At 55.9% G+C, this 11,934-nt stretch carries 9 protein-coding genes; 6 read left to right on the top strand and 3 right to left on the bottom strand.

Going from position 1 to position 11,934, the window contains the following annotated elements; translation table 11 throughout:
- The first annotated feature begins 7 nt into the window (after window positions 1-7).
- A complete protein-coding gene (gene tsaD, locus AAHA41_RS13015) occupies window positions 8-1,021 on the top strand; it encodes a tRNA (adenosine(37)-N6)-threonylcarbamoyltransferase complex transferase subunit TsaD (protein ID WP_033113942.1) in 1,014 nt (337 codons plus the stop codon).
- A 545-nt stretch (window positions 1,022-1,566) separates the two neighbouring features.
- On the opposite strand, the gene AAHA41_RS13010 is transcribed toward tsaD, so the two are convergent.
- Complete coding sequence (locus AAHA41_RS13010; RefSeq protein ID WP_041209157.1) at window positions 1,567-2,886, bottom strand: anaerobic C4-dicarboxylate transporter; 1,320 nt, start codon at window positions 2,884-2,886, stop codon at window positions 1,567-1,569.
- Between the two features lie 129 nt (window positions 2,887-3,015).
- Window positions 3,016-4,458, bottom strand: a complete 1,443-nt coding sequence (gene aspA, locus AAHA41_RS13005) for an aspartate ammonia-lyase (RefSeq protein ID WP_033113944.1) — start codon at window positions 4,456-4,458, stop codon at window positions 3,016-3,018.
- Window positions 4,459-4,901: 443 nt separating this feature from the next.
- Between aspA and AAHA41_RS13000 the strand changes: the two genes are divergently transcribed.
- Window positions 4,902-5,366 (top strand): FxsA family protein, encoded by a 465-nt coding sequence (locus tag AAHA41_RS13000; protein WP_041209158.1) that lies wholly within the window; start codon window positions 4,902-4,904, stop codon window positions 5,364-5,366.
- Window positions 5,367-5,400: 34 nt separating this feature from the next.
- On the opposite strand, the gene AAHA41_RS12995 is transcribed toward AAHA41_RS13000, so the two are convergent.
- A complete protein-coding gene (locus tag AAHA41_RS12995; protein WP_257622297.1) occupies window positions 5,401-6,735 on the bottom strand; it encodes an MATE family efflux transporter in 1,335 nt (444 codons plus the stop codon).
- Between the two features lie 257 nt (window positions 6,736-6,992).
- Between AAHA41_RS12995 and AAHA41_RS12990 the strand changes: the two genes are divergently transcribed.
- From AAHA41_RS12990 to AAHA41_RS12975, 4 genes are all read left to right on the top strand, one after another.
- Window positions 6,993-7,286: a co-chaperone GroES gene (locus AAHA41_RS12990; RefSeq protein WP_005309514.1), complete on the top strand. Its 294-nt coding sequence runs from the start codon at window positions 6,993-6,995 to the stop codon at window positions 7,284-7,286.
- A gap of 45 nt (window positions 7,287-7,331) precedes the next feature.
- On the top strand, window positions 7,332-8,966 hold the full coding sequence (gene groL, locus AAHA41_RS12985; protein WP_323070754.1) for a chaperonin GroEL: 1,635 nt from the start codon (window positions 7,332-7,334) through the stop codon (window positions 8,964-8,966).
- A 104-nt stretch (window positions 8,967-9,070) separates the two neighbouring features.
- A complete protein-coding gene (locus AAHA41_RS12980) occupies window positions 9,071-9,574 on the top strand; it encodes a molybdopterin-binding oxidoreductase (RefSeq protein WP_041209177.1) in 504 nt (167 codons plus the stop codon).
- Between the two features lie 24 nt (window positions 9,575-9,598).
- On the top strand, window positions 9,599-11,530 hold the full coding sequence (locus AAHA41_RS12975; RefSeq protein ID WP_201962543.1) for a bifunctional diguanylate cyclase/phosphodiesterase: 1,932 nt from the start codon (window positions 9,599-9,601) through the stop codon (window positions 11,528-11,530).
- The last annotated feature ends 404 nt before the right edge of the window (window positions 11,531-11,934 follow it).

Here is an 11,934-nt window from a genome sequence, read left to right as displayed (position 1 = left end):
TTTAGCAATGCGTGTATTGGGCATAGAGACATCCTGTGACGAAACCGGGATCGCGATCTTCGACGATCAAAAAGGGATCCTTTCCCACCAGTTATATAGTCAGGTCAAGCTGCATGCGGACTACGGTGGCGTTGTCCCCGAGCTCGCCAGCCGGGATCACGTTCGCAAGACGATCCCGTTGATCCAGGCCGCATTGCGGGAGGCTGGACTGGGCAAGGATGACATCGATGGCATCGCCTATACCGCGGGGCCGGGTCTGGTTGGCGCCATTCTGGTGGGGGCCACCATCGGCCGTTCACTGGCGATGGCGTGGAACAAGCCGGCTATCGCCGTCCACCACATGGAAGGCCACCTGCTGGCGCCCATGCTGGAAGAGAAGGCCCCCGAGTTCCCCTTCGTGGCGCTGCTGGTCTCCGGTGGCCACTCCATGCTGGTGCGGGTTGATGGCATCGGCAGCTATCAGCTGCTGGGCGAATCCATCGACGATGCTGCCGGCGAGGCGTTCGACAAGACTGCCAAGCTGATGGGACTGGACTATCCGGGTGGCCCGCTGCTTTCCCGTCTGGCCGAGAAGGGCACCACCGGACGCTTCCACTTCCCCCGTCCCATGACTGATCGCCCCGGGCTCGACATGAGCTTCTCCGGCCTCAAGACCTTTGCCGCCAACACCATTGCCGCCAACGGTGATGATGAGCAGACCCGCGCCGATATCGCCCGTGCGTTTGAAGATGCGGTGGTCGATACCCTGGCCATCAAGTGCCGTCGTGCCTTGAAAGAGACCGGTCTCAAGCGTCTGGTGGTGGCCGGTGGCGTCAGTGCCAACCGTCACCTGCGCGCCCAGTTGGCCGAGCTGATGGAGAGCCTCAAGGGCGAGGTGTTCTATCCGCGCACCGAATATTGCACCGATAACGGCGCCATGATCGCCTATGCCGGTATGCAGCGCCTGAAAGCGGGCGTGTTCGAGCCGCTGGCGGTCAAGGCCGTGCCGCGCTGGCCATTGGATACCCTGGATCCGGTCTGATCCTGAGGATCCTCTCCCTGCCGGGCCAGTTATGTGACATGCCCCGGGCATGCTCTCTGTGAAGACGGGAGCCTGTCCGGGGCATTTTTATTGCTGTGCCACGGCCTGCCTGATTGCTCCTTGTGGATCGGAAGATCCCTCCGCTGCGTCTGCGGTCACCTCCTCAAGCCCACTGTTGGCATCCATGCCGCTCTATAAATTGAATTTATGGATTATGGAAAAATGACCTCATTTTTCCTTATGCCTTTGCCCGCTTCTGCCTGTGGTTCTGTTTTCGTCCTTTATTACCGCCAGCTCGCCATCGTCCGATCCTGATAGATGTCTGCGCCCACAGAGTGCAGCCAGAACGCGCCTGATAAAGAGGTGAGGAAAGGAAGGTGACAGCGCGGGGCGAAACCATGCTCGGCCATCTGATGCGTTTGATAGGGGTTGATGCGGAATCCTGCGCCACGGTGTCGCTATCAGCAGCCAGTGTCTGAGAGAGGCACAAAAAAATCCCCGCCAGCTGGCGGGGATTTTTGATTGGCTATCGACAGGCGATGCGATTAGAGCATGATGCCGCCGAAGAAGAAGCCCAGCGCCACGGCAATCGCGATGGTGGCGGTGCCGGGGATAAAGAAGGGGTGATTGAACACGGCTTTGCCGATGCGGGTTGAGCCGGTGTCGTCCATCTCTACCGCGGCCAGCAGGGTCGGGTAGGTCGGCAGTACGAACAGGGCGCTCACGGCCGCGAAAGAGGCGATGGCGGTCAGCGGGCTGACACCCAGTGCCAGAGCGGCAGGCATCAGGGCCTTGGTGGTTGCACCCTGTGAGTAGAGCAGCATGGCGGCGAAGAACAGCACCACGGCCAGCAGCCAGGAGTACTGGTTCAGCAGGTCACCAGCGATCAGCTGGATGGTGTCCATGTTGCCTTTCACGAAGACGTTACCCAGCCAGGCCACACCCAGTACGCAGATACAGGCGGACATACCGGACTTGAAGGTCGGCATGTTGGTCACTTGAGTAGCGTCCAGTTTGCACACCAGAGTCATGATGGTGGCCGCGGCCAGCATGATGCCCATGATGGCGCCATCGCGGGGGATCGGCGGGTTGGTGATGAGGCCAACTTTACCGGAGATCGCGGTGGCATAGGCCATGACGGCCACGATGGCGGCGATGAAGATCCAGACGGACAGCTTGGCGTACGGCTTGATTTCCAGCTGGCTGGTGCCGCGCAGCTTGATTTGGCCCTTGGCTTTACGCTCCAGATAGACTTCGTCCTGCTCCAGCGGCTTGCCCATCATGTTGGCGATGAAGGCACCCAGGATACAGGCCAGGAAGGTGGAGGGGATGCAGATGGCCAGCAGGGTCAGGTAGTCAACACCGAACGGCTCGAGCATGCCGGAGAAGGCAACCACAGCGGCAGAGATCGGGGAGGCTGTGATGGCGATCTGGGAGGCGACAACCGCGATGGAGAGCGGACGGGACGGGCGGATCCCCTGCTCTTTGGCCACTTCTGCGATAACCGGCAGGGTGGAGAAGGCGGTGTGACCGGTACCGGCCAGCATGGTCATCAGATAGGTGACGACCGGGGCGGCGAAGGTGATGTATTTGGGGTTCTTGCGCAGCGCTTTTTCAGCCAGGGAGACCAGATAGTCCATCCCGCCAGCCAGTTGCATACAGGCGATGGCGCAAATGACGGACGCAATGATCATGATCACATCCCAGGGGATGTAGGTGACCAGCTGGTCGCTCGGGATCTGCACCCCGAGGCCCCAGGTCAGGACCAGAACCCCCAGACCACCGGCAAAGCCGATGCCGATGCTGCCTATCCGGGCGCCCAGATAGATAGCGGCGAGCACGACAAGTAACTCGATTCCAATCATAGCGATAACTCCATTTTTTAGTTTTTTGGTTTTTATTTGGCAAAAAGCCAATTCCCGATCGGGCTGGGGATAAAGACCAATCGGGAACTGACTTTAAATGGGCCGGGAAGATCCCGGCCCATGCGTCGCTTATACAGTGGTTTCGCGAGTGAAACGCTTGGCCTTGTATTGCGGGTTCATCAGGTTCTCGATGGAGAGGATCTCGTCCAGCTGCTCGGCGCTCAGCAGGCCGCGCTCCAGTACGACTTCACGTACGTTCTTGCCGGTCTGGGCGCAGATCTTGCCAACGATGTCCCCTTCGTGGTGACCGATGAAGGGGTTCAGGTAGGTCACGATACCGATGGAGTTCAGCACGTGGTTCATGCAGATTTCCGGGTTGGCGGTGATACCTTCCACGCACTTCTCGCGCAGGGAGATACAGGCTTTTTCCATCAGGCTCAGGGATTCGAACATTGCCTGACCAATCACCGGCTCCATGACGTTCAGCTGCAGCTGACCGGCTTCGGCGGCGAAGGTGATGGTGATGTCGTTACCGAATACCTTGAAGCAGGACTGGTTGACCACTTCCGGGATAACCGGGTTGACCTTGGCCGGCATGATGGAGGAACCCGCCTGCATTTCCGGCAGGTTGATCTCTTTCAGGGCAGTGCGCGGGCCGGAGGAGAGCAGACGCAGGTCGTTACAGATCTTGGACAGCTTCATGGCCAGACGCTTGATGGCGCCGTGCAGCATGACGTAGGCGCCGCAGTCGGAGGTCGCTTCGATCAGGTCTTCAGCCGGTACATAGGCACGGCCGGTGATCTCTGCCAGACGCTTGATGGCCAGTGCAGAGTACTCGGGCGGGGTGTTCAGGCCGGTACCAATGGCGGTAGCGCCCAGGTTCACTTCCAGCAGCAGCTCCTGGCAACGCTTGATGGATTTGATCTCTTCGCGCAGGGTCACGGCGAATGCGTGGAACTCCTGACCCAGGGTCATCGGCACGGCGTCCTGCAGCTGGGTACGGCCCATCTTCAGGATCTTCTTGAACTCGTTAGCCTTGACGTCGAAAGCGGCGATCAGCGCTTCCAGGGCATGCAGGGTCACGTCGGTGCTGTTTACAACAGCAACGCGGAAACCGGTGGGGTAGGCATCGTTGGTGGACTGGCACTTGTTGACGTGATCGTTCGGGTTGATGACGTCGTAACGACCTTTCTCCAGACCCATGATCTCCAGTGCGATGTTGGCCAGCACTTCGTTGGTGTTCATGTTGACGGAGGTACCGGCACCGCCCTGGTAAACGTCGACCGGGAACTGGTCGAAGCACTTGCCGGTATTCAGCATCAGGTCGCAGGCTTCCACGATCTTGTCTGCAATTTCAGGACGGATGGTACCGAGCTCACCGTTGGCCAGCGCAGCGGCCTTCTTGGTCAGCACCATGCCACGTACGAATTCCGGAACGTCAGAAATCTTCTGAGAGCTGATCTTGAAGTTCTCGACAGCGCGCAGGGTGTGCACACCGTAGTAGAGATCATTGGAAACTTCTTTAGTGCCCAGCAAGTCTTCTTCAATGCGGACGTTCTTGATGTCGCTCATTGTAATGCCTCAGAAATCAGATAAATGGAAAAATCCTCACCGAGTGGTCGCGAGTTCCTTGCGCACAGCTCATCCTGAAGCACCACACACCGAGTGGGGCGATTGGGAGTGTGACCTCCCTAATAACTAATCAACATACTACTCCAATTGAGGTATCGGTTATTAGAGCTGGATCACTAATCTGGTGACATCTTCAAATTCCTTTGATGAATGTACACATATGTTGTACATGATTTATCACCCTGATTTTTATAAAAATTTGTAATTTTTTGCTGATTTTTTAGCGCCTGGTTGATGAGGGGGTCATTTGGGTGGCTTGAAAAGGGCGGGTTGGCCCCCATTTATTGGGGGGAGGAAGTGGTGACTCGCGCGTCTGAACATCGTGTGCAGCTCCCGGTTCGCGGGACCACTTTTTCTCACATTTGACTGGTTGTGGAGCTTATATGGGCAAGCTGTTTCTGCTGTTGGTGGGTCTGGTGGTACTGGAGCTCACCGTGATGATCGAGGTCGGTTCTGTGATTGGAGCGCTGCCGACCGTCGGCTTGCTCATCCTGACCGCCATTCTGGGCTCTTCTCTGGTGCGCAGTGAAGGGCTCAAGACCCTGTTCAGTGCCCAGCAGAAGATGCAGCAGGGCGAGATGCCGGGCCGCGAAGTGATGGGTGGCATGATGCTGGCGCTGGCCGGTCTGCTGCTGATCATCCCGGGTTTTGTCACCGACTTCTTCGGGATCCTGCTGCTGCAGCCCTGGCTGCGTAACAAGCTGGCCGACAAGCTGATAGGCAGCAACCAGTTCCGGATGCAGATGGGCGGTTTCCAGCGTACTCAATCGCCGTTTGAGCAATCCCTCGACGATCATCCGAAGCAGGGTGGCACCACCATCGAAGGCGAGTTTGAGCGCAAAGAGTAATCGACGAGACGAATAACCAGAGGCGAGTGACCGCTCAGGGTTTGCCCTGATGGCACAAGGCCTCGAAGCGGTGTCGGGCATACCACCATGCGAGGGTGCCCGCCGCCAGATTGGCCAGCAAGATCCCCAGATATATCCCCTGTTCTCCCCCCCATCTGGCGCCTAGCCAGGCTCCCGGCAGTAAAAAGCCAAACAGCCGCAAGCCGTTGAACAAGAACGAGATGCTCGATGCCCGCACGCCATTGAGCGCCGAGGCCAGCAGCATCACCATCCCCTGAAAGCCATATCCGATCGGTACCAGATGCAGATAGAGGATGATGAGGCGGATCACCTGTGGATGGTCGCTGAACAGGTTGGCGATGAGTGGTGCCAGCAGCCAGGTCAGGCCATAGATGGCCAGCTGGAACAGCAGGGCAAAGCGCATGCTGCTCTGAAGCGCGGCTTTGGCCCGGGCCGGATTGCCGGCACCACAGTTTTGCGAGATGAAGGGGGCCAGCACGGAGGCGAGCGCCATCATCACGATCAGCAGCAGAGCCTCAACCCGCGATGCGGCGCCGTAAGCCGCCACCACTTCTGTCCCCAGACCGGCAAAAATCGTCATCAACACCGCATTGGCCAGCGGGTTGAGCATGTTGGTAAAAGAGGCGGGGATGGCGACATGAAGCAGGGCTCGCCAGTGGTAGAGCAGTCGGGTGCGCGGCGAGAGGCGCCACAGCAGCAACCCTTCCCGATGACGCAGGATGTAGAGGCTCACCAGCATGGCCATCAGCCATGAGATGGAGGTGGCGATGGCGGCCCCCCGGATCCCCCACTCGGGGAAGGGGCCGATGCCGAAGATAAGCAGCGGATCCAGCATGCCGTTGACCAGACCGGCCACCGTCATGACGAGGCTGGGTGTCTTGGTATCGCCGGTGGCGCGGATGGCGGAGTTGCCCACCATGGGCAGCACCAGCATGGGCACGGTGAGATACCAGATCAGCATGTAGTCGTGGATAAGGGAGATAAGTTCGGCACTGGCGCCCAGCAGGGTAAAGAGCGGTTTGATGGTGAGGGCGCCCCCTGCCGAGAGCAGGGTGACCAGGATCACCGCCAGAAACAGGCTATCGGTGGCGAGGTGGGCCGCCTCTTCATGCTTGCCCTGTCCCAATGCATGACCGATCACCGCCGAGAGGCCGGCCCCAAGTCCCATGGCGAGCGAGGTGACCACGAAGGTGACCGGAAAGGTAAAGCTGATGGCCGCCAGCGCTTCGGTACCCAGCATGCCAATAAAGAAGGTATCGACCAGGTTGAAGGCCAGAATGGCGACGATGCCGAGGATCATGGGGCCCGTCATCTGGCGCAGTACGACAGGGATCGGTGCTGTCAGCATGGGATTGATGCGGGTCAAGGGATCGTCTCTACATCTTGCTCGAAGAGCTGGGCTGATAACTGGGCTGGCGCTGCCAGCGAAGTTCGCGAAGAGAACAGGGGCGAACAATCGAAGGTGTTTATAGTACGTGAAAAAATTTTTTTTGTATTTGCCCTTGAAGGGTTAGCAACCTCACCCCACATCAGGGACATATCCGATTTGGCCTGGAACGGCCATTCCTCAAAGCAACAATGAGACTCATTTTGGGAGAGTTATCGATGAAAATTCGTCCACTGCACGACCGCGTCATCATCAAGCGCATCGAAGCTGAAGCCAAATCCGCTGGTGGTATCGTACTGACTGGTACTGCGGCTCAAAAGTCCACCCGTGGTGAAGTGCTTGCCGTGGGGACTGGTCGAATCCTGGATAATGGCGATGTCAAAGCGCTGGCCGTCAAGGTTGGCGACAAGGTTATCTTCAACGAAGGCTACGGCGTGAAAACCGAGAAGCTGGATGGTCAGGATGTGCTGATCCTGTCCGAGACCGACATTCTGGCGATTGTCGAAGAGTAATCCATCCCCACTTTTCCCCGAATTGATTGAAAGGATTGAACAAAAATGGCTGCTAAAGACGTTAAGTTTGGTAACGAAGCCCGCATCAAGATGCTGGAAGGTGTGAACATCCTGGCTGATGCCGTCAAGGTTACTCTGGGCCCGAAAGGCCGCAACGTGGTACTGGACAAGTCCTTCGGTGCCCCGACCATCACCAAAGATGGTGTGTCCGTTGCGCGCGAGATCGAGCTGGAAGACAAATTCCAGAACATGGGCGCCCAGATGGTCAAGGAAGTTGCTTCCAAAGCGAACGACGCTGCGGGTGATGGTACTACCACTGCAACCGTTCTGGCTCAGGCTATCGTCAACGAAGGTCTGAAAGCCGTTGCCGCCGGTATGAACCCGATGGATCTGAAGCGCGGTATCGACAAGGCTGTTGTGGCTGCCGTTACCGAGTTGCAGGCGCTGTCCCAGCCGTGTGCTGACAGCAATGCCATCGCTCAGGTTGGCACCATCTCCGCCAACTCCGACGAGAAAGTGGGCAAGCTGATTGCCGAAGCCATGGACAAAGTGGGTCGCGATGGCGTCATCACCGTTGAAGATGGTCAGGGTCTGGAAGATGAGCTGGCTGTTGTTGAAGGTATGCAGTTCGACCGCGGCTACCTCTCTCCGTACTTCATCAACAAACAGGAAACCGGTTCTGTCGAGCTGGACGATCCGTTCATCCTGCTGGTTGACAAGAAAGTCTCCAACATCCGCGAGATGCTGCCGGTGCTGGAAGGTGTCGCCAAAGCGGGCAAACCGCTGCTGATCGTTGCCGAAGACGTAGAGGGCGAAGCCCTGGCGACTCTGGTGGTCAACACCATGCGTGGCATCGTGAAAGTGGCTGCCGTCAAGGCGCCGGGCTTCGGTGACCGTCGCAAAGCCATGCTGCAGGATATCGCCGTACTGACTGGCGGTACCGTCATCTCCGAAGAAGTTGGCATGGAGCTGGAAAAAGCGACTCTGGAAGATCTGGGTCGTGCCAAGCGCATCGTCATCACCAAAGAGAACACCACCATCATCGATGGCGTGGGTGATGCAGGCGTGATCGAAGGCCGTGTTGCCCAGATCCGTCAGCAGATCGAAGAGACCTCCTCCGACTACGACCGTGAGAAGCTGCAAGAGCGCGTAGCCAAGCTGGCTGGCGGTGTTGCGGTGATCAAGGTGGGCGCTGCTACCGAAGTCGAGATGAAAGAGAAGAAAGCTCGCGTAGAAGATGCTCTGCATGCTACCCGTGCTGCGGTTGAAGAAGGCGTGGTTGCCGGTGGTGGTGTTGCGCTGGTTCGCGTTGCTGCCAAACTGGCTGGCCTGCGTGGCGACAACGAAGACCAGAACGTCGGTATCAAGGTTGCCCTGCGCGCCATGGAAGCCCCGCTGCGTCAAATCGTCATCAACGCCGGTGAAGAAGCTTCCGTCATCGCCAACGCGGTGAAGAACGGTGAAGGCAACTTCGGTTACAACGCTTACACCGAGCAGTATGGCGACATGCTGACCATGGGTATCCTGGATCCGACCAAGGTAACCCGCTCTGCCCTGCAGTTCGCATCTTCCATCGCTGGTCTGATGATCACCACCGAGTGCATGGTCACCGAGCTGCCGAAGAAAGATGCTCCGGCCATGCCTGATATGGGTGGCATGGGCGGCATGGGCATGATGTAATCATCACCCCGGCTCTGTTTGAGAAACGGCTCGCTTTGGCGGGCCGTTTTTTTTTATCCGGCTAAACTGAGACTTGTTGATAAGGATGTTATTTGGAGATGGGTATGAAAAAACTGGGTTTGATTTCTTTACTTTTTTCCCTGGCAAGCTTTTCCGTACTGGCATTGGGGACGCCTGCAGGGCCCGTGATTCTCAAGGTGACAGGTAATGTTAAAGCGGCAGAGACCGTTGATGGCGTTGCGCAGTTTGACCTTGCCATGTTGCAGGCACTGCCACAGCACGAGATCGTGACCGGTAATCCTTGGGTTGATAAGCCCCACAAGTATCGTGGGCCCAAACTGGCTGATGTACTGGCGGCTGTGGGGGCTGATGATGGCAATTCCATTACCCTGACTGCGCTCAATAGCTACCAGATCCGTATCAACTGGGACAAGGTCAAACGCTATGAGCCCATCCTTGCCTGGGAGGACGATGGGGTCGTCATGAAGGTGCGCGACAAGGGGCCGCTCTGGTTTATGTTGCCACTTGATCAACATCCGGAATTGAAACGCTCCGAATATACCGACATGATGATCTGGCAGCTCAGCTCGGTTGATATCCAGCATTAATCGTTTATTGCTCAGGAGTATGGGGTGAAGGAAAAGACCAAAGCCTGGCCGCTTGTTGCCACTCTTTATTTTTTCATCCTGTTGTTTACGGGAAGTACTCTCTATTCCCTTGTCCAGATCCAGAATGCGACCCGGGTGATGGAAAAGTACACTTATGATGTCTCCTGGGCATTGATGCAATTGCAGCTAGAGCTGGGGCGGTTTCTGAATAGTGTCGAGGTTTACCACTACGGTGGCATCGACCACGACGCCCTGATGCTGCGGTATGACATTCTCTGGAGTCGAACCCCAATCCTGCTTAGCGGCCAATTGCGCAAGAGCATGGAGGACAAGCAGAAGACCCTGCGTCTGGTGCAGCTGATCGAAAGCAATATCCGCAATATGGAAGCTGATATCACCAGGTTGAAAGTGGGATCTCCGGATTACCAGCAAATCATGATGCGCCTTGCACCTTTGCAAGAACCGCTCTCTTATTCTCTTGCATCTGTCATGCAGAAAAACATCAACATCTATTCAGAGAACGATCGCCATTTTGCCCAGCTGCGTAATGCTCTGCTGATGATGGTATCTGGTCTGGTTATCTCGGTACTCTTGCTCAGTGCGCTGCTTATATATGAAGGGCGGCGTCATTTCAGAGCTGTGCGGCGAGATCCTCTGACCGGATTGCCAAATCGGGTTGCCTTGCTCGAGATGATGGAATCCTATGCGACACAAGAGATGCCATTTGGTCTGGTGCTGGTAGATATTAATGACTTCAGGGATATCAACAGCAAGTTTGGCTATGACACTGGGGATTATCTGCTCAACGAATTGGCGAAGAGAGTCAAAGCGTTATGTGAAGAAGGTGAGTCTTGTGGACGCCTTGGTGGGGATCAGTTTGCAATTATCCAGCGTGGTAGCAGCGATCTGCGACAAATCAGGGAGCTGGTTGCGCGCCTATTGCATTCACTTAAGCAGGACATGGTTTTTGATAATTACCCTTTCCGTCTTGAAGTCGGTATCGGCATAGCCTTTTATCCCGTTGATAGCGATAAAACTCAAGAGCTGTTGAGTCGGGTAGAGCAGGCTCTGTTCCATAGTCGCAAAACGCATGTCCCCTACGTTATCTATGATAACTCACTGCTCAATGAGACTGCTCGTCGTAAACACCTTGCTTCCGACATGGTCATGGCGCTGGAGCACAACGCGCTAGAGCTTTATTACCAGCCCATCGTCAATCTTGAGACTGGTCGCTGTGAAGCAGTGGAGGCATTGCTGCGTTGGCGCCATCCTGAGCTTGGTTTTATCCCGCCCAATGAAGTCATCATGGTGGCTGAAGAGTTTCAGCTTGCGGAGCGAGTGGGCAGCTGGGTGCTGAATACTGCTTGTGAGCAGCTCTATCAGTGGCACCAGCTTGGTCTCGTCGACTTGCAAATGTGCGTGAACATTTCTCCGGGTATGTACCAGCGCAATTTGTTGAAACTGGTTGCCAAGGCATTGATGGAACATCATCTGCCAGCACGAAGTCTGGTTCTGGAAGTCACGGAAGACACCACAATGAGGGAGGTGAAGAATTCGCTGCAATTGATGCAGGATTTGAATCAGCAGGGAGTGTTATTGGCGTTGGATGATTTTGGCACTGGCTACTCATCGCTCAGCTATTTGCAGAAGTTGCCGGTAAGCAAAGTGAAGATCGACCGCTCTTTCATCCAGGGGATAGATACTTCGCTTGAAGCATCGGAGCTGGTCGCCAACATCTGCCGGATGGGTTCCATGCTTGGCAAGATTTTGGTGTGCGAAGGGATAGAGACACAAGCTCAGCTGGATGTCTTGCGCTCCCTGACCGATATCCACCTCTATGGCCAGGGATATCTCTTCAGCCGACCGGAACAGGCAGAAAAGATCTATCAAACTCTGTTGGAAATGGAAGAGCTTTGGCTGGCTCGGCAACCATCCGACATTGCATGCATCAGCTAATAGATTGGATATGTGCCAGTTAAAGGTCTCTCGGAGATGTGATTTGGTTCAAAAAATACGCGTCATGTTCATTATCTGAACGTTTGTTTGAGTTTCTCAAAAAAATACGTAACTTCCCCTTGCCAGAACGAATTCACTCCCTATAATGCGCCTCCATCGACACGGCAAGCGGCAACGCAAACAACCGGGTCGATAACCTCGAAAAGCCTTTGCAAATATGGCTTGACTCGAGAAGGCGGTTGAGTAGAATGCCACTCCCGCAGCAGCAAAAGCTGCCTCGCTCTTTAACAATTTGAATCAAGCAATCTGTGTGGGCACTCACAGCATCGAGCATCAAAAACAATTTTTGATTTTCAATGTCTGATGAAGTGACCAAAGCAACTTTATGTTGCAGCAGTTAATTC

The sequence above is a fragment of the Aeromonas sp. SER genome, assembly GCF_038739615.1.
Classification (GTDB): domain Bacteria; phylum Pseudomonadota; class Gammaproteobacteria; order Enterobacterales; family Aeromonadaceae; genus Aeromonas; species Aeromonas jandaei.
The sequence above is the reverse complement of the archived record's forward strand: the minus strand, read 5'-3'. Positions and strand labels throughout refer to the sequence as shown.

Excerpts from the sequence above, each read along its gene's own strand:
- tsaD (WP_033113942.1), top strand. The coding sequence starts at position 8 with ATGCGTGTATTGGGCATAGAGACATCCTGTGACGAAACCGGGATCGCG.
- AAHA41_RS13010 (WP_041209157.1), bottom strand. The coding sequence starts at position 2,886 with ATGATTGGAATCGAGTTACTTGTCGTGCTCGCCGCTATCTATCTGGGC.
- aspA (WP_033113944.1), bottom strand. The coding sequence starts at position 4,458 with ATGAGCGACATCAAGAACGTCCGCATTGAAGAAGACTTGCTGGGCACT.
- AAHA41_RS13000 (WP_041209158.1), top strand. The coding sequence starts at position 4,902 with ATGGGCAAGCTGTTTCTGCTGTTGGTGGGTCTGGTGGTACTGGAGCTC.
- AAHA41_RS12995 (WP_257622297.1), bottom strand. The coding sequence starts at position 6,735 with ATGCTGACAGCACCGATCCCTGTCGTACTGCGCCAGATGACGGGCCCC.
- AAHA41_RS12990 (WP_005309514.1), top strand. The coding sequence starts at position 6,993 with ATGAAAATTCGTCCACTGCACGACCGCGTCATCATCAAGCGCATCGAA.
- groL (WP_323070754.1), top strand. The coding sequence starts at position 7,332 with ATGGCTGCTAAAGACGTTAAGTTTGGTAACGAAGCCCGCATCAAGATG.
- AAHA41_RS12980 (WP_041209177.1), top strand. The coding sequence starts at position 9,071 with ATGAAAAAACTGGGTTTGATTTCTTTACTTTTTTCCCTGGCAAGCTTT.